Below are 17141 nucleotides of genomic sequence, written 5' to 3' on the forward strand. Positions count from 1 at the left end.
AAAACCCGGATGCCGAGCCCCTGGCGCAAACTGACCTATCACCGGCATGGCCCGTTCTTCGCCGGCACCATCGCTTCGCTGGTCTGTCTGCCGTTCCTGTTCCTTTCCGTGCCGCAACTTGCGCCCGGCATCGCGGTCATCGTCTTCTTCCTGATCTATCTCGTCATGATGGCCGCCCGCATCCCGAAGCTCGATGGCGCCACGTTCAGAAAGAAAGGCCAAAACGACGACGAGCCCGCGCCGGTCATCTTAGGGGTAACTTTGCTCGCCGTTGCCGCCGCCGTGGTTTCGCTGTTCGAAGCGCTGAACCGTTCGCAGCCTGCGGGCCTTGCCTCCGTCTCGCTAGCCTTCGCATCCGTCGTGCTCGGCTGGCTGACGATCCATACGATGTTCGCCATGCATTACGCCCATCGCTTCTGGCGGCCGGACGAGCAGGCCGAAGAGAATGAGGCGAAGCGAGGCGGCCTCGATTTTCCCGAAACCGACGAGCCCGGCGCCTACGATTTTCTCTACTTCTCGTTCGTCATCGGAATGACCGCCCAGACATCGGACGTCCAGATCACCACGACCGACATGCGCCGCATCAATCTCGTGCATGCGGTCGTGTCATTCTTTTTCAACACCGTCCTTGTCGCCGCGGCCGTCAACGCCGTCGTGTCGATGGGCAATTGATATTCTCGAGGAGCATCGATGAAGGTCCTTTCCCAGAACACTGCCTTCGGCGGCATGCAGGGCGTGTTCATGCACGAATCCGAAGCCTGCAAATGCGAGATGACCTTCGCCGTCTTCGTGCCGCCTCAGGCAATCAGGGAGCCCTGCCCCGTCGTCTGGTATCTATCGGGCCTTACCTGCACCCATGCCAACGTCATGGAAAAGGGCGAATACAGGCGGATGGCCGCGGAACTCGGGCTGATCGTCATCTGCCCGGATACCAGCCCGCGCGGCAATGACGTACCCGACGAACTCACCAACTGGCAGATGGGCAAGGGCGCCGGCTTCTATCTCGATGCAACGGAAAAGCCGTGGGCCGAGCACTACCAGATGTACACCTACATCACCGAGGAATTGCCGAATTTCGTCAGCCAGCATTTTCGCATGGACATGGACCGCCAGAGCATTTTCGGCCACTCCATGGGCGGTCATGGCGCCATGACGATCGCGCTCCGGAACCCCGACCGCTTCAAGAGCTGCTCTGCCTTCGCGCCGATCGTCCAGCCCTCGACCGCCGACTGGTCGGCACCCGCCTTCGAGAAATATCTGGGCGCCGACCGCTCAGCCTGGCGGCAATATGATGCCTGCGCACTGGTCGAGGACGGTGCGCGCTTTCCGGAATTCCTGATCGACCAAGGCAAGGCCGACGGCTTTCTCGAAAACGGCCTGCGCCCCTGGCTGTTCGAGGAAGCGGCCAAGGGAACGGATATCGACGTGACGCTGCGGATGCACGAGCGCTACGATCACTCCTACTACTTCATCTCGACCTTCATGGACGACCATCTCCGCTGGCACGCGGAACGGCTGGGCTAAGGCTTGATCGGACCCATCCAACGGTAAAGAATGAAAGGGTGGCACCGTCACGAAGAGGGTGAAAGCCGTGAGCAAAAGCAAGTCCGCCAGCGAACTCAGCGAACAGGAAATCGTTGCGCTATCGGAAACCGATGAATGGTTGCCGGTTGGTGAAATCGAAGAACGCAAACGTCTCTGGCAGAATGCTGCGCGCGACACGATCGACGGCAAGCGGCAGAGGATTTCCATTTCCATTCCGGAAAGAGACCTCGCGCGCCTGAAAGCCAAGGCGCTGGAACAGGGCATGCCCTATCAGACGCTGATCAATTCGATCCTGCACAAATACGTTTCCTAAGTCTCACGGAAACAGCGCCGTCGCCATTGTCGGGCGGCGCTGGCCGTCAAGACGGAATTCGCCGGCGATGCGGTCGGCGATCTTTTCGGCGAGGTCACGATCCGCGGTATCCCCGTCCAGCAGGTAGATCGACGTCTTGAATGTTCCCCTGGCGATAGGTTCGCCGGTGTTCACCGATATCGCCTGTACCGTCACCTTCGCCTCATGCCGGCTGCCGATCAGCATCGGCATGTGCGACATCTCGTCTATTCGCACCGAGATGATCGTCCGCGGCAGGGCGATCGACCTGGTGGTGGCGCGGATCGCCTCGTCGACCAGCATGTCGGTGGCGATCAACAATCCCTTCGGCACATCCGGCCGCGCGGTCACGAAGGCGCCGCGCACGTCGTAGAGAAGTTTTTCCTGCGCCGTGTTTGCCTGTTCCAGGCGGAACGACATCAACGGCAAGACCGTCAAAGCAACAAGACAGAAACGAGAGAGACGACGGAGCATGAAGGAACCTGCAAAACGGCACCTTCAGATGTTCCAACGAACACGGTTAGAGAACGATTAAGCCGAGGGCGTCAACGCAAGAAAAGTTTCCGCCGCCGCCCGCATTTCCTCGAGCCGCTTGGTGCGTCGATGCTCGGCCTCCGCGTCCGTGCCCCAATGTTCGTTGGTCCAGTCCTCATCGAGATGGGCGAGCGTCCAGGCCTCGTCGGCGGTGAGCCGGCCTTCCGCAAACGCAAGCGCCAGGATCGCCGAACCGGTCAGCGTCGTCACCGTGTGCAGAACGGCGAGTTCGATCGGCGTATCGTATTTCTTCAGCGTCACCGCAAAGGCGGCGATCGCCTCCTTCGGCTGCTCCTGCGGCATCACGCCCTCGACCAGGATGAAGCGCGCGCCGAGTTCGTTCGCGGCCCAGTCGACGATCGGATCCCATTGTTCGCTCTGGCGCGCCACCAGGTTTTCCGGTGTCTCGGCGCGATAGCAGAGCAAGTCACTCGAGGAGAACCGCAGGATGTCCTCGAACACCGCCTGGGGGTCGGTGGCGATGCCGTCGATCGCGGTGTTGACGAGCCGCGTCACCGGCATGGTGCCGGGATCGATGACATCCACCTGGCTGGCCCACTCGTCGCGGATCAGTTCGGCAAGCCGGGCCGTCGGAGCCGCGAGTGCTTTCTTGGCCGGCGTCCTGACCGACCTGCCGTCGAGATGGATGGCATGGCCGCCCTCGCCTTCGGTTACCGATACTTCCTTGTAGAAGCGCTTCGGCAGCGGCTTGTGCATCTGGATCTGCGCCCGCCGCGTCGGGTCCGGATGGCTCAGCGCTTCGGATGGATCGGGAAACATGTCACGCATGGAAATAAACCTCAGCCGATATGGCTCAGCAACTCGCTCGGATGATGGATGATCGCGTCGGCTCCGGCCTTGTTCAGCTCGTCCACCGAGGCGTAACCCCAGGCAACGCCGATCGCCGTGGCGCCGGCCGCCTTCGCCATCTGCATATCGTAAATCGCATCGCCGATGACAAGGGTATCGGAAGGCTCAATGCCTGTCTGGTCGCAGCATTCGGTCACCATCGCCGGATGCGGTTTCGACGGGCAGTCGTCGGCGGTGCGCGACACGACGAAATATTTGTCGAACCCGTGCGTCTCCATCACAAGCTTCAGCCCGCGCCGCGATTTTCCGGTCACCGCGCCGATCAGCAGGTCCTCGCGCGGCCCGATCGCGTCGATCAGCGCGCGAATCCCTTCGAACAAAGGCTCTTTGAAGCCGAGATCCTGGCGCACGACGGCAAACAGCGTCTTGTAATAAGCCATCATCTCGACGGCTTCTTCATCCGCATGCGGCTTGCCCTGCATGCGGGCAATCGCGATGTCGAGCGTCAGCCCGATGATCGCCTTGGTGTCTTCCACCCCGGGCTCCGGTTTGCCGAAATGCGCAAAGGTGCGGCGCATGGTTTCATGGATCAGGTTGGCGCTGTCGACCAGCGTGCCGTCGCAATCGAAAAGGACCAGTTTCATTCGTCGTCGTCGTCCCTGCGGCCGTTTTCCATGTCGAAGCCGAGAAGGTTCCAGCTCTGCACCATATGCGGCGGGAGAGGTGCCGTGACCTTCAGCCGTCCGCCGTTCGGATGCGGAATGTCGATATGGCGGGCGTGGAGATGCAGCTTCTTCTGGATCCCGCCCGGAAAATCCCAGTTGTGATCGTCGTCGAAATATTTCGGGTCGCCGATGATCGGATGGCCGATATGCAGCGCATGGACACGCAGCTGATGGGTACGGCCGGTATAGGGCTCCATCTCCAGCCAGCAGAGCGTCTGCGCCGCCATTTCCAGCACCCGGTAATAGGACACCGCGTGGTCGGCGCCGTCCTCGCCGTGCCGGGCGATCCGCATGCGGTCGCCATCCGGCGTCTGTTCCTTGACCAGCCACGTGGAGATCTTGTCCTCGTGCTTGCGGGGCACGCCCTTGACCAGCGCCCAATAGGTCTTCTTGGTATCGCGCTCGCGGAAGGCGGCGGTCAGCTTCTGCGCAGCACCCCGGGTGCGGGCGATCACCAGCACGCCTGATGTGTCGCGGTCGAGCCGGTGGACCAGCCGCGGTTTTTCACCCTTGGGGCTGATCCAGCTGTCGAGCATCTGGTCGATATGGCGCGCGACGCCCGATCCGCCCTGCACGGCAAGGCCAGCCGGCTTGTTGAGCACGATCACCTTCTCGTCCTCGTGCAGCACCATGCGCGACAACAGTTCGAAATCGCTGGAATGCTTGAGATCCTTGCCGGCGATCGGCCCGGTCTTCTTGGCGTCGACCTCCATCGGCGGAATGCGCACCGTCTGTCCCGGTTGTACGCGGGCGTCGGATTTTACCCGTCCGCCGTCGACGCGCACCTGTCCGGAACGCAGCAGTTTCTGCAGCGGCCCGAAGCCGAGGCCCGGGTAATGGATCTTGAACCAGCGGTCGAGACGCATTCCCGCTTCGTCCGCTTCGACGCGGATATGCTCGATGCCTGCCATCAAAGCTCTTTCATATCTGGATGTGGGCCAACGGCCTTTGCCCGGTCTTTAGAGCATTGCCCGCCCGAGCGCCAGTCCGGCGAAGACGGCACCGAGCGAGATCGCCACGCTCGCGACGATATAGCTGACGCCGACCATGGTCGCACCCCGCTCCAGCAGCGACACGACATCCAGTGAAAAGGCCGAGAACGTCGTGAAGCCGCCGAGAAAGCCGGTGATGATCAGCAGCCGCATCTCGGGTGACGCATCGTACCGTCGAACGATGAGTTCGGCGAGAAAGCCGATCGCGAACGAGCCGGCGATGTTGACGGCAAGCGTTCCCCAGGGAAAGGCAGCCCCCCACAGGCGCAGCGCCCAGAACCCGACGATATAGCGGCAGACAGAGCCGATGGCTCCGCCGATGGCGACGAGAAGCATATTATTCATGGGAGTTTTCTGTAGGCCAAAACCGGAAATCGTCAAATCGATAAAATGCCCGCATTTTGTTTAAACGGGAACAAATCAGGGCCGGCGTAATTATCATATTCTGAGAAAAGACGCGACAGGCGCCATGACACAACTGGTCACCATATCGGCGAACACCGCCGCACTCGCCATCGAGGCGCTGAAGCCCGGACGACGCCTCTCCGTCAAGGATCAGGTCAAGGACATCAAGGCCGACTCCGAGCGCAATGCCCGTCGCGCCGAAAATGCCGGCGACCCCGGCGATATCGAATTTATGATTCCCGCCACGACGGTCTCGATTGATGTGCTGACGACCGACCAGCAGCATCACCCGCAGGCGACTTTCTCCCAGGCGCAGTCAGCCTATCGCGACCTGGAAGACTGAACCTCTTCCCGCAGGTTTCACGCCGCCACGCACCGGATATTCTTTTGCCCGCTCCCAGAGCGGGCTTTTGCGTTTCGGTGGTAGTCGATGAAATCTGCGGCCGGAAGCGGTTTGGAAAACAGCCAGCCTTGGCCGAAACTCACGTCGTGAGCCTTCAGATAGTCGGCCTGCTCCTCCGTCTCCACGCCTTCGGCGACGATCTGCAGGTCGAGCGTCTTCGCCATCTCGATGATATGGCCGGTGACCGAACTGGTGGCGCTGTTGCGGCCGATCGTGTCGATAAAGGACTTGTCGATCTTCAATGCATCCATCGGCAACCCCTGCAAATATTGCAGGCTTGAATATCCGGTGCCGAAATCGTCGATCGCAACCAGATGGCCGCGTTCCCGGGCCCGGGCGAGCGTCGCCCGCGCCGCCTCGATATCGATGAAGCCGCGTTCGGTCGCCTCCAGCCAGATCTGCCCCGCCGCGATCTCCGTCTTGGGAAGCTTGTCGCCGAGAACATCGAGAATACGGCCGGACGTGACGTCGTCGGCGCAGAGGTTGATGGCGATATGCAGCGATCGGTCGGCCGCGAGCAGCGCCCCGAGATCGGCGATGACGGCTTCGACGACCTGGTCGGTAATCGGCAGAATGAGCCCGCTCTCCTCGGCAAGCGGGATGAACAGATCCGGGCGCACCAGCGATCCATCCGGCCGCCGCCAGCGCACCAGGGCCTCGGCACCGACGCAGATGCCAGTCTTCAGTTCGATGATCGGCTGATAGTGGACGATGAATTCGCGCTTGCGCACCGCGATCACCAGTTCACCGAGCGGTGACAGCCGCTTCCTGGAAAGCCAGATCACGACGCCGACGATGAAGATGGCGATGAAGGCGCCGACCGGCAGCAGCAGGAACTGTTCCGCCTGAAGCCTGCCGGCAAGGTTGGAGCGCGGCTCCATGGCGATCGCGATCAATCCCTTGTCGCGCGCTATCGCGTAAAGCACCGAGGACGTCATGCCGTTCTTCGGCTCGTCGATCAGCGCGTTGACGAGGGCCGTTTCGGGGGAATTGAGTTCGTTGATCAGCATGCCCTGCCGGTTGGCGAGCGCCAGCGAGATGTCGGCATCTGCCAGGATGTCGACGAAACGGGCAGGATCGACCAGCACGTTATAGGGGCCGTAGTGCAGTGCCATCATCGGATTGCCCATGCTGACCGCCGGCTGCACGCGGGTGGCCACTTCCACGCCGTCGGGCGTCATGTAGTCGATCCACGGCCGGTCGACCTTGCGCTCCTCGATCCCCCAGGAGGTGCATTTCAGCAGGCCGTTCTCGAAATAACCGACTTCCTTGACCGAGGGCGTGTTGAAGGCGATCACCCGCATGCGGGCGATGTGCTGGTCCGAACAGGGTACCAGACGCGGATAGGCGAGCGAATCAAGCGCTGCCCGCGCATCCTCGAACGTCCTGCTCGCACGCGTGATCGTCTGCTGCGCGATCCGCTCGAGATTGTTCTGCTGTTTCTCGACCGTGATGACCCACGAAATATAGACCATCGCGGCAATCGGAATGATTGCCCCGAGCAGGCCGAGGAAAATGGCCGCCGCAATCACCCGAGAACGTCGCAGTTCCATTGCCGAAACCTTTGATGAGAGGTCTTGGGCGGTATTCATCGCGGACTTCTGTTAAGATTCATTGATGCAACTTGATCAGGTTGTATCGAAGCAATTTCTAAAGCCCTTCCGGTTGTCGTCCGCGCGGCGCCAGTCAGCCTGAATGCGCTAAACGGCCGGCAAATCCGTTGGCTTCCTAGGTTCGCTTGTCCGCGAAACGCAACGGAAGGCCGTCGAAAGCCTTGATCTCCTTGAGGACGAAGGTCGTCTGCATTTCCTTGATGCGTGGCAATCGCCGCAACGTCGACATGGCAAAATCCGCATAGGCATCGAGATCGGGTGAGACGACCTGCAACAGGAAATCCGCGTCTCCCGCGATGCTGTAGCAAGCCACCACCTCGTCGAGGCCGATCACCTCGGCCGCGAAAGCTTCCGCCTCTTCCTCGCTATGGCTGTCGATCTTGACGCGGATGAAGGCGAGCACGCCGAGGCCGATCGCCTTTCGGTTCAGCACCGCCTTGTATCCCTGGATGACGCCCGTCTCCTCCAGATGCCGCACGCGCCGCCAACTCGGGGAGGTCGAAAGCCCGACCTTGTCGGCCAGCGCCTGATTGGTCAGCCGGCCGTCTTCCTGCAACGCTTCCAGAATTCGTATGTCCGCCGGTTCGACGTCGTTCGCCATAAAAATCTACCCATACTTCCGATCATTCAGGTAGATCTTACCGAAGAATGCCGAAAACGGGAGGAAAAAGACAGGATCGACCGGCCAATTCGGAGTAGGCTGCGGTTCTCTTCGACAGATGGATACCCCGCCCGCCTATGACCGACGACATCCGCCTCGCCATTATCGTCAACCCCGCCCTGCCGCTCGGCCTCGTCGCCAACACGGTCGGTGCCATCTCGGTCGGCCTCGGTGCGCGCATGCCGGCACTTGCCGCCCGCCGGCTGACCGATCGCGAAAGCCGGACGATCGATATCAGTTCCGCTCTGCCGGTACCGATCCTGCAGGCGCAGGCAGAGACGATCCGCTCCTTGATGCTGAAGGCGCTGTTGCCGCTACAGGACCACGCAATCGTTCCCTTTCCGGCTTTCGCCAGATCGCTGCACGACTATCGGGACTATGAAGCCACCTTCCCAAATCGCGATCTGGCGGAGGAGGAGATCGACGGCCTTGGCCTCGCCGGCCCTTCGAAATGGATAAAGTCGCTGACCGGCAGCCTCAAACTGCTGCGCTAGAGACGAAGAGCCCGCTCCCACGAGCGGGCCTCCATCGAATTCACTTGTGCTCGTGGCCGGCCGGTCCCGCCGCCTCGACCGGCAGCGTGATATCCACCTTGCCGGCCTTCTCGAAGGTCAGCGTTACCGGCACCTTGCCACCCTGCTTGAAGGGTTCCTTGACCTTGATGAACATCAGGTGCAGCCCGCCGGGCGTCAGTTCGACGGTCTTGCCTGCCGGGATGGCTATACCGGTATCGAGCTTGCGCATTTTCATTACCTCGCCCTGCATCGCCATCTCGTGCATCTCCACGTTGCCTGCGACCGGCGACGAGACCGAGACCAGCATGTCGTCGGATTTGCCGTTGTTCTTGATGGTGAAATAACCGCCACCGACCGGTTGGCCGGGCAGCATCGCCTTGGTGAAGGCGCCCGTCACTTCCAGGTCGGCGAGCTTGGTGGGCGCGTCCTGAGCGGCTGTAGCTCCCGCAATAATAATGCCGGTGGCAGCGAAAATACCGAGGAAAGCGAGTTTGGTGAAAGTCTTCATGGAATATCCCCATGCGGTGACAGCATCCATGCCGGTCGACCGCGATTGATCTGAGAGCGTTAAAGGTCAGATCGGGATCGGCGGGGCACGAGACTTAGGTCGGTCGACGGCGGTCGTACCGAGCAGTTCGGAAAACTGGCGCAGGGGATTGGCAAGCGACGCGCGCGCCGCCGCAAATAAGGCTTGATCCTCCGGCGGCGGCAGGATGACAGATGCTGAGAGCAGGCAGACTTCGCAGAGCGGCTTTGCCGCCGGCATCTGGTGGCCGTGGTCGCCTTCGGAACAGATATCGGCAAAGGTGCCGTCCGGTAGCCGATAGGTTTCGCTGTAAGAATCGAGCGGCGCCGAAGCCTCCACCGGCTGATGGGCAAATCCCAGCAAAAGCAGCAGCATCGCGCAGAAAATGCGCGTTGAGTTCGCCGCCGTGTTGAGCCGTGCCGTCATCGTCTCGCCTGTTCGAATGCCTGCCGGAATAACCCAAATCGCCGCAAAGCGCAAAAGCCCTTTTTGCCGCGGTTCTTCGGTCATTTCGCCAGCCATTGCATTAGGTCAAATCGCGTTTGCTGCGTTGCGACAAAAATAGTGTTCCGTGCGACATGCAGGGCTTGCCAAATGGCGATCCAGGCCGATAATACCACCCAGACTCGCTGGGAGAAGCCGCTTGAATGCGGTGCCGAAGGAGCAACCGCCCCGGAAACTCTCAGGCAAAAGGACCAGCAGTCGACCGACAGGAACTCTGGAGAGAGGCCCGAAGAGGGCCCGCCGAAGGGATAACAATCTCAGGCGACAAGGACAGAGGGGGCTCATAAACCGGTGCGTCATTGCGCCTGAATCTGAGCCGGCGCTTGAAATGCGCCAACCCTGGAGGCGTCCTTGGACGATCAGACCGTTCTCAAGACCACCCCGCTTCACGCCCTCCATCTGTCGCTCGGCGCCAGGATGGTGCCTTTTGCAGGCTACGACATGCCGGTGCAATATCCGGCCGGCGTGCTGAAGGAACATCTGCAAACGCGCACCGCCGCCGGCCTTTTCGACGTTTCCCACATGGGACAGGTCGTCATCCGTGCGAAATCCGGCGCTTACGAGGATGCGGCACTTGCGCTCGAAACCCTGGTGCCGGTCGATATCCTCGGCCTGAAACCCGGTCGCCAGCGCTACGGCTTCTTCACCGACGACAACGGCGGCATTCTCGACGACCTGATGATCACCAATCGCGGCGATCACCTGTTTGTCGTCGTCAACGCCTCCTGCAAGGAGGCCGATCTCGCCCATCTGCGGGCACATCTTTCCAGTTGCGACGTCGAACTCCTTGAAGACCGCGCGCTCCTCGCCCTCCAGGGACCACGCGCCGAAGCGGTTCTGGCTGCTCTCTGGCCGGATGTCACCTCCATGACGTTCATGGACGTCCGCGACGCGTCTCTGCACGATGTCGACTGTATCGTCTCCCGCTCCGGTTATTCCGGCGAGGACGGGTTCGAGATCTCGGTTCCGGCAGATCAGGCCGAACAGATTGCAAAGGCGCTGCTCGAAGACCTGCACTGCCAGCCGATCGGGCTTGGCGCCCGTGATTCGCTGCGCCTCGAGGCCGGCCTCTGCCTCTATGGCAACGACATCGACACGACCACCACCCCGATCGAGGCTGCGCTCGAATGGGCGATCCAGAAGCCCCGCCGCGCTGGCGGCGTCCGCGCCGGCGGTTTTCCGGGCGCCGACCGCATCCTCGACGAACTCGCGAACGGCACCGCCCGCCGCCGCGTCGGCCTGAAGCCGGAGGGCAAGGCGCCCGTCCGCTCCCACGCCAAGCTCTATGCCGACGCCGAGGGCCAGACCGAACTCGGCGAAGTCACCTCCGGCACATTCGGCCCCTCGGTCGAAGGGCCAGTCGCCATGGGCTACGTGCCGACCCGCTTTGCCGAACCCGGCTGCCAGATTTTTGCGGAGGTGCGCGGCAAATATCTGCCCGTCACGGTCGCCGCCCTTCCCTTCGTCACCCCCACCTACAAACGATAATCCTCCGGAGAGAACCATGTTGAAATTCACCGCCGAACACGAATGGCTGAAGCTCGAAGACGGTGTCGCAACCGTCGGCATCACCTCTCACGCCGCCGAACAGCTTGGCGACCTCGTTTTCGTGGAGCTGCCGGAAGTGGGCGCCGAACTCTCCAAGGACGGCAATGCCGCGACCGTGGAAAGCGTCAAGGCCGCCTCCGACGTCTATTGTCCGCTGGATGGCGAAGTCACCGAGGTTAACCAGGCGATCGTCGACGACCCCTCGATCGTCAATTCCGATCCTCAAGGAGCAGGCTGGTTCTTCAAGCTGAAGCTCAAGACCGCCTCCGACGCCGACGCGCTGCTCGACGAGGCCGCCTACCAGGAACTGATCGCATGACCACCGACAGCACCGATTTCCATTTCACCGACTACCAGCCCTACGACTTTGCCAACCGCCGCCATATCGGCCCCTCGCCCGCCGAGATGGCCGAGATGTTGAAAATCGTCGGCTACAAAAGCCTCGACGCGCTGATCGACGCCACCGTGCCATCCTCGATCCGCCAGACGACGCCGCTTGCCTGGGGGCCGGCGCTGACCGAACGCGAGGCGCTCGACAAGCTGCGCGACACCGCCAACCGCAACAAGGCGCTCGTCTCCCTGATCGGCCAAGGTTATTACGGCACCATCACGCCGCCGGTCATCCAGCGCAACATCCTCGAAAACCCCGCCTGGTACACGGCCTACACGCCCTACCAGCCGGAAATCAGCCAGGGCCGCCTCGAGGCGCTGCTCAATTTCCAGACGATGATCTGCGACCTGACCGGCCTCGACGTCGCCAACGCCTCGCTGCTCGACGAGGCGACCGCCGCTGCCGAAGCCATGGCGCTCTGCCAGCGCCAGGCGAAGTCGAAGGCGACCGCCTTCTTCGTCGACGCCGCCTGCCACCCGCAGACGATCGCGCTGATCGAAACCCGTGCCGCGCCGCTCGGCTGGAGCGTTATCATCGGCGACCCGATGACCGATCTCGATCCGGTCGACGTGTTCGGCGCGATCTTCCAGTATCCGGGCACCAATGGCCATGTCCGCGATTTCACCGGCCTGATCTCCCGCCTCCACCAGACCGGCGCCGTCGCCGCCGTCGCCGCCGATCCCCTGGCGCTGACGCTGCTCAAATCCCCCGGCGAAATGGGCGCTGACATCGCCATCGGCTCCTCGCAGCGTTTTGGCGTGCCGGTCGGTTACGGCGGCCCGCATGCGGCCTATATGGCGGTCAAGGATGCCCACAAGCGTGCCATGCCCGGCCGCCTGGTCGGCGTCTCGGTCGACAGCCGCGGCAACCGCGCCTATCGCCTGTCGCTGCAGACCCGCGAGCAGCATATCCGCCGCGAAAAGGCGACCTCGAACATCTGCACCGCCCAGGTCCTGCTCGCCGTCATGGCCTCCATGTACGGGGTCTTCCACGGCCCGGACGGGCTCAAAGCGATCGCCCAGCAGGTCCACCGCAAGGCCGTGCTGATGGCCAAGGGCCTCGAAAAGCTTGGCTACACGATCGAACCCGACACCTTCTTCGACACCATCACCGTCGAGGTCGGCCACATGCAGGGCCTGATCATGCGCGCCGCCGTCGCCGAGGGCGTCAATCTCAGGAAGGTCGGCGAAACCCGCATCGGCATGTCGCTCGACGAGCGCACAAGGCCTGCCACCCTCGAAGCCGTCTGGCGTGCCTTCGGCGGCAATTTCAAGGTTTCGGATTTCGAGCCCACCTGGCGCCTGCCGACCGCGCTGCTGCGCAAATCAGACTACATGACCCACCCGATCTTCCACATGAACCGCGCCGAAAGCGAGATGACCCGCTATATCCGCCGGCTCTCGGACCGGGACCTGGCGCTCGACCGGGCGATGATCCCGCTCGGCTCCTGCACCATGAAACTCAATGCAACGGCCGAAATGCTGCCGATCACCTGGCCGGAATTTGCCGACATCCACCCCTTCGTGCCGGCGGACCAGGCGCTCGGCTACAGGGAGATGATCGACGACCTGTCGCAAAAGCTCTGCCAGATCACGGGATACGACGCCTTTTCCCTGCAGCCGAATTCCGGTGCGCAAGGCGAATATGCAGGCCTGCTCACCATCCGCAACTACCACATCGCCAAGGGCGACACTCACCGCGACGTCTGCCTTATCCCCACCTCCGCGCACGGCACCAACCCGGCCTCGGCCCAGATGGTCGGCATGAAAGTGGTCGTCGTCAAGGTCCGCGACAACGGCGATATCGACATCGACGATTTCCGCGCCAAGGCTGAACAATATGCAGAGAACCTCTCGGCCTGCATGATCACCTACCCCTCGACCCACGGCGTCTTCGAGGAAACCGTGCGCGAGATCTGCGAGATCACCCATGCCCACGGCGGCCAGGTCTATCTCGACGGCGCCAACATGAACGCCATGGTCGGCCTCTCCCGCCCCGGCGACATCGGCTCTGACGTCAGCCACCTCAACCTGCACAAGACGTTCTGCATCCCGCATGGCGGCGGCGGTCCCGGCATGGGCCCGATCGGCGTCAAGTCGCATCTGGCGGCGCACCTCCCCGGCCACCCGGCGACGGACGGTCGCGAAGGCGCGGTTTCCGCCGCCCCCTTCGGCTCGCCGTCGATCCTGCCGATCTCCTGGTCCTACTGCCTGATGATGGGCGGCGAGGGTCTCACCCAGGCGACCAAGGTGGCGATCCTCAACGCCAACTATATCGCCGCCCGCCTGAAGGGCGCCTATGACGTGCTCTACAAGTCGGAGGCCGGCCGCGTCGCGCATGAATGCATCATAGACACGCGCCCGCTCAATGTCTCGGCCGGTGTCAGCGTCGACGATGTCGCCAAACGCCTGATCGACTGCGGTTTCCACGCCCCGACCATGAGCTGGCCGGTCGCCGGCACGCTGATGATCGAGCCGACCGAATCGGAAACCAAGGCTGAACTCGACCGGTTCTGCGAAGCGATGCTGGCGATCCGCGAGGAAGCACGCGCCATCGAGGATGGCCGCATGGACCGCTTGAACAACCCGCTGAAGAACGCCCCGCACACGGTCGAAGACCTGGTCGGCGAATGGGACCGCCCCTATTCCCGCGAACAGGCCTGCTACCCGCCCGGCGCCTTCCGCGTCGACAAATACTGGTCCCCGGTCAACCGCGTCGACAACGTTTATGGCGACCGCAACCTCGTCTGCACCTGCCCGCCGCTGGAGACTTACGCGGAGGCGGCCGAATAGCGCGGTTTCCCGCTCAGGGAGGGCTTTTTGCCTGGCAAAACCCCTCCCGCCTGCCGGCCACCCTCCCTACAAGGGGAGGGTCAAGACTGCCGCACCCGCTCGCGTCCCGAAGCCCTCCGCCGGCCGCAAATCGGCGGAGGGCCGGAGCGACGAGCAATTCGATATCAAGGCCCAAGCCGTCGGAAATCCCGAAAGATTGGCGATGCTGGTCGATGCCCGCCCCTCACGGCTTGCCGCCGGCCGCAATCCGCATCAGGCAATTTACATAGGCGCTGCGGGCAAACGACATCCTCTGGCTGGCGCAGGCAAGGCGATCCGCCTCGGAAGCTTGCTTGCGCACCTGGTCGTCGCGAAAGGCAAAAAACACCTTGCCGACGACGAGAAACACAAGCGCGGCGATCCACAGCCCGTGGCGAATCTGTTTCCACGAAATCCGGAAAGATCGCCCCTCATCACCGGCCTGCGCGGAGCGCTCCGAAATGCGGGCGGAAACCGCCGCCGCCGGCCCGGATGGCTCGCTGCCGGCCGTTGCGATCCCTCGTCGGCCAAATCGACGCCGCGACGCCATCACCCGCCTTCTCCGCCGGTTGGAAAGCGGCGATCCTACCCGCTTTTCCTTTCGATCCGGTCAATGCCGCCGACTGCCTAAAACGCCCGGCCGCACCCCGGAAAAAGCCAGCCGCGCCCCGTTCCGGCACATCTGTGCTGCGCCGCAATACGCTTCCCTTACCCTGCCCGTTCAGTCTTCCTTGAAGCTCTTGCCCTAAAACATCCGTCATCGGCTTTTGGGGATGTGCGCAATGGGTCTGTCGGCGGTGATGAACATTGCGGTTTCGGGCATGCAGGCACAGGCCAGACGCCTCGCGACCGCGGCGAACAACATCGCCAATGCCGGCACGCCCGGCTACAACCGCCTCGACACCCAGGTCTCCTCCCTCCCCAATTCCGGCGGCGTCACCACCACCGTCACCCCTTCGACCTCCGTCACCTTCCCCGACAGCTCGAATGTCGACATGGCCAGCGAAATGCTCGACGCCTTCACCTCGGCACAGGGCTTTGCCGCCAACGCCGCTGCGTTCGAGACGGGCGCGGACATGTGGGACGTGCTGATGAGCATCAAGCGGGATTGAGGGGGCGGCTCTTCCCCTTGCTGAGCATCGTGATGGACGAGGACTAGCGCCGCTTTGGCTGCTATTGATCCCAAATGGATCCGAAAATCAAGTCAACCAGCGAAGTGCGTTTTTATAAACTCAATCACCGGTTTGAGCCACGCGAAGAATGGGAATTGTTCTGAGATGGAAACGAGAAATTTGCTGTAACGCAAAAGCCATATCACCGCCACGACCCCAAGCGTTGCTTTAATGCCGTCGCGAGCAGTTTCGGCAAGCAGTGAGGAAATGATGCGGGGTGTCAGAGAGATGTACCGGAGTCCTTGTCGGCAAACTTCAGACACAACATTAGAGATGCTCTGAAAAACCGAATAGTCAACTTTTTTACGCGTCCCAAAATCCCTCTTGTCTTCGGCAAGATCGTCGAGGGCCAGCCTAATACCATCATCGAAAAGAGGATCCTTTGCGATTTCCTGAAACTCTACCAAGAGGGCCATGCTATCGCTGGCTTCGGCCTTTTGCTCTTCCTCCGAATAGGCAGACCACGCCTGAAAATTTCGCAAGAAGATGTCGCATTGCATTAGAGCCGAAATGACTTGGCGAGCCAGAAAAGCGCTAAACTCTTCAGAGACCGCATCCCTGAACCCATTTGCAACGCCCACATAAATGCCAAATCTAATTGGAGAAAAAAGCTCGAACTCGCCACTGATCTCGTTTAGGCATTTTGCGAATGCCTTCATAATTCTGGGATCGCAATTCGATCTTTGAAGCTCCTCATAGGTGTCCGACAGTACCTCATGCAGCGCAATCGCCGCTTGGCGGACACTGGCGTCGCTTACCCGAGTTTGAAGACGGGAGTCAGTCCTTCTGCGAATGCTATTGGCGCTGGCAACAACTTCGAGTGGCGCGACACGTTGCGGAGGAATCTTCTCGAGAAGCTCGGTAACAAGGCCGTCGCCCAATTGGCTTATGTCGCTCTCGATTAGATCCTCAGAGACGTCAAATAGTGCCTCCAAAGAGTTCTCGAGTTCATCGAGAAATTGCCATTCGAACCCGCTCGCGTTCACTTCGGTGACTACGTCACTCAATCTGGCTATGCAGGCCTCGATTTTGGAAAAGAAATATTCCTTGTGGTCTGCGAAGCCGAGCGCCAAAACCTGATGATCGAGCCGCTCCCGTGCGCCCTCGACGTCCTCGATATAGTTCCAGAATTCAACCTCGAACTCCTCGAATGCGTTCTCGAACGCGACGACGTCTTTAAAAACTCGCTTTGCCAAGTCGTAGTGAGTTTGATCGTGTTGACCTTCTAAGCTCTCTCTGCACCAATCGGTGAGCTGCTTGTGTTGCTCGAAAACCAACGTCTGGGCGTCGAGAAAGCGGCGGAGTTTCATCTCCGCATTTTCTAATGCAGCCTGCGGCTTGTTGCTCATCAGATTCTCACAGCGAGTGACAACTATTGCTACCTATAGAGGAAGTCGTAACATTTCGCGAGCCCGCTTTATGAGGACTGGTACGAATACGGAATATAAGTTTTTCAACACCTTAGCCCAATCCACATTCCCTTCCATCCCCGCCCTCTCGGCCCGTGCCTACAATCGCCCCGTTCCGTCGCGGATACACCGGCAGGCGTGCCGGCGAGGCGGGACCGGCGCGGACGTCAAGGGCAAGACGCAAAACCTTGGCGTTCGGGTTCGCGGAAAATGGTCTCCCTCCGGCGACGCGGGACGGATGAGAAGC

The 17141-nt window shown here is 61.5% G+C and carries 20 protein-coding genes and 2 riboswitches; of the genes, 9 read left to right on the forward strand and 11 right to left on the reverse strand.

Translation table 11 applies throughout. The annotated features are described in order from the left end of the window. The first annotated feature begins 9 nt into the window (after nt 1–9). The 3 genes from AC1DLT_RS18315 (at nt 10) to AC1DLT_RS18325 (ending at nt 1858) form a co-directional block, all read left to right on the forward strand. Complete coding sequence (locus tag AC1DLT_RS18315) at nt 10–672, forward strand: DUF1345 domain-containing protein (RefSeq protein ID WP_038543127.1); 663 nt, start codon at nt 10–12, stop codon at nt 670–672. A gap of 18 nt (nt 673–690) precedes the next feature. Then, nucleotides 691–1524 carry an S-formylglutathione hydrolase gene (gene fghA, locus AC1DLT_RS18320; protein ID WP_477487682.1) on the forward strand — a complete coding sequence of 278 codons (834 nt, stop codon included), beginning with the start codon at nt 691–693 and terminating at the stop codon, nt 1522–1524. A 67-nt stretch (nt 1525–1591) separates the two neighbouring features. Beyond that, entirely contained in the window at nt 1592–1858 is a 267-nt protein-coding gene (locus AC1DLT_RS18325) for a CopG family antitoxin (RefSeq protein ID WP_477487683.1), read from the forward strand. 3 nt (nt 1859–1861) lie between these two features. Here AC1DLT_RS18325 and AC1DLT_RS18330 read toward each other — a convergent pair whose 3' ends face one another. From AC1DLT_RS18330 to crcB, 5 genes are all read right to left on the reverse strand, one after another. Next, complete coding sequence (locus AC1DLT_RS18330) at nt 1862–2296, reverse strand: hypothetical protein (RefSeq protein WP_477487684.1); 435 nt, start codon at nt 2294–2296, stop codon at nt 1862–1864. A 111-nt stretch (nt 2297–2407) separates the two neighbouring features. Further along, complete coding sequence (locus AC1DLT_RS18335) at nt 2408–3199, reverse strand: ATP12 family chaperone protein (protein WP_477487685.1); 792 nt, start codon at nt 3197–3199, stop codon at nt 2408–2410. A gap of 11 nt (nt 3200–3210) precedes the next feature. Further along, nucleotides 3211–3864, reverse strand: a complete 654-nt coding sequence (locus AC1DLT_RS18340; RefSeq protein WP_477487686.1) for an HAD-IA family hydrolase — start codon at nt 3862–3864, stop codon at nt 3211–3213. Next, nucleotides 3861–4856 carry an RluA family pseudouridine synthase gene (locus tag AC1DLT_RS18345; RefSeq protein WP_247038153.1) on the reverse strand — a complete coding sequence of 332 codons (996 nt, stop codon included), beginning with the start codon at nt 4854–4856 and terminating at the stop codon, nt 3861–3863. Before AC1DLT_RS18345 ends, AC1DLT_RS18340 begins: the two co-directional genes overlap by 4 nt. Nucleotides 4857–4904: 48 nt before the next feature. Then, nucleotides 4905–5282: a fluoride efflux transporter CrcB gene (gene crcB / locus AC1DLT_RS18350; protein WP_477487687.1), complete on the reverse strand. Its 378-nt coding sequence runs from the start codon at nt 5280–5282 to the stop codon at nt 4905–4907. A 124-nt stretch (nt 5283–5406) separates the two neighbouring features. Between crcB and AC1DLT_RS18355 the strand changes: the two genes are divergently transcribed. Then, nucleotides 5407–5685: a hypothetical protein gene (locus tag AC1DLT_RS18355; protein ID WP_255761489.1), complete on the forward strand. Its 279-nt coding sequence runs from the start codon at nt 5407–5409 to the stop codon at nt 5683–5685. A 17-nt stretch (nt 5686–5702) separates the two neighbouring features. Here the strand turns inward: AC1DLT_RS18355 and AC1DLT_RS18360 are convergent, their stop codons facing one another. Both AC1DLT_RS18360 and AC1DLT_RS18365 read right to left on the reverse strand, forming a co-directional pair. After that, the gene (locus AC1DLT_RS18360; protein ID WP_477487708.1) at nt 5703–7298 is read right to left on the reverse strand and encodes an EAL domain-containing protein; all 1596 of its coding nucleotides are present in this window, start codon (nt 7296–7298) and stop codon (nt 5703–5705) included. A gap of 175 nt (nt 7299–7473) precedes the next feature. Next, nucleotides 7474–7959, reverse strand: a complete 486-nt coding sequence (locus AC1DLT_RS18365; protein ID WP_247038155.1) for an Lrp/AsnC family transcriptional regulator — start codon at nt 7957–7959, stop codon at nt 7474–7476. A gap of 137 nt (nt 7960–8096) precedes the next feature. On the opposite strand from AC1DLT_RS18365, the gene AC1DLT_RS18370 reads away from it, so the two are divergent. Further along, on the forward strand, nt 8097–8513 hold the full coding sequence (locus AC1DLT_RS18370) for a DUF2000 domain-containing protein (RefSeq protein ID WP_247038157.1): 417 nt from the start codon (nt 8097–8099) through the stop codon (nt 8511–8513). A 40-nt stretch (nt 8514–8553) separates the two neighbouring features. Here the strand turns inward: AC1DLT_RS18370 and AC1DLT_RS18375 are convergent, their stop codons facing one another. Continuing rightward, nucleotides 8554–9042 carry a copper chaperone PCu(A)C gene (locus tag AC1DLT_RS18375; RefSeq protein WP_477487688.1) on the reverse strand — a complete coding sequence of 163 codons (489 nt, stop codon included), beginning with the start codon at nt 9040–9042 and terminating at the stop codon, nt 8554–8556. A 66-nt stretch (nt 9043–9108) separates the two neighbouring features. Further along, on the reverse strand, nt 9109–9570 hold the full coding sequence (locus AC1DLT_RS18380) for a hypothetical protein (protein ID WP_477487689.1): 462 nt from the start codon (nt 9568–9570) through the stop codon (nt 9109–9111). 110 nt (nt 9571–9680) lie between these two features. Then, nucleotides 9681–9768: riboswitch (glycine riboswitch) on the forward strand. After that, nucleotides 9769–9848, forward strand: a riboswitch (glycine riboswitch). A 67-nt stretch (nt 9849–9915) separates the two neighbouring features. Here AC1DLT_RS18380 and gcvT point away from each other — a divergent pair. From gcvT to gcvP, 3 genes are read left to right on the forward strand one after another with little or no spacing between them, the layout of a single operon-like run. Then, the gene (gene gcvT, locus AC1DLT_RS18385) at nt 9916–11052 is read left to right on the forward strand and encodes a glycine cleavage system aminomethyltransferase GcvT (protein ID WP_477487690.1); all 1137 of its coding nucleotides are present in this window, start codon (nt 9916–9918) and stop codon (nt 11050–11052) included. Between the two features lie 16 nt (nt 11053–11068). After that, nucleotides 11069–11431 carry a glycine cleavage system protein GcvH gene (gene gcvH / locus AC1DLT_RS18390; protein WP_477487691.1) on the forward strand — a complete coding sequence of 121 codons (363 nt, stop codon included), beginning with the start codon at nt 11069–11071 and terminating at the stop codon, nt 11429–11431. Next, complete coding sequence (gcvP, locus tag AC1DLT_RS18395; protein WP_477487692.1) at nt 11428–14295, forward strand: aminomethyl-transferring glycine dehydrogenase; 2868 nt, start codon at nt 11428–11430, stop codon at nt 14293–14295. The genes gcvH and gcvP overlap by 4 nt, the downstream gene beginning before the upstream one ends. A gap of 223 nt (nt 14296–14518) precedes the next feature. On the opposite strand, the gene AC1DLT_RS18400 is transcribed toward gcvP, so the two are convergent. Then, nucleotides 14519–14863, reverse strand: coding sequence for a hypothetical protein (locus AC1DLT_RS18400; protein WP_477487693.1), 345 nt, complete (start codon nt 14861–14863; stop codon nt 14519–14521). A gap of 232 nt (nt 14864–15095) precedes the next feature. On the opposite strand from AC1DLT_RS18400, the gene AC1DLT_RS18405 reads away from it, so the two are divergent. Continuing rightward, a complete protein-coding gene (locus tag AC1DLT_RS18405; RefSeq protein WP_151042441.1) occupies nt 15096–15425 on the forward strand; it encodes a flagellar basal body protein in 330 nt (109 codons plus the stop codon). A gap of 92 nt (nt 15426–15517) precedes the next feature. On the opposite strand, the gene AC1DLT_RS18410 is transcribed toward AC1DLT_RS18405, so the two are convergent. Continuing rightward, nucleotides 15518–16834 (reverse strand): hypothetical protein, encoded by a 1317-nt coding sequence (locus tag AC1DLT_RS18410; RefSeq protein WP_477487694.1) that lies wholly within the window; start codon nt 16832–16834, stop codon nt 15518–15520. Between the last annotated feature and the right edge of the window lie 307 nt (nt 16835–17141).

The sequence above is a fragment of the Neorhizobium sp. 05N33 genome, from assembly GCF_056397445.1.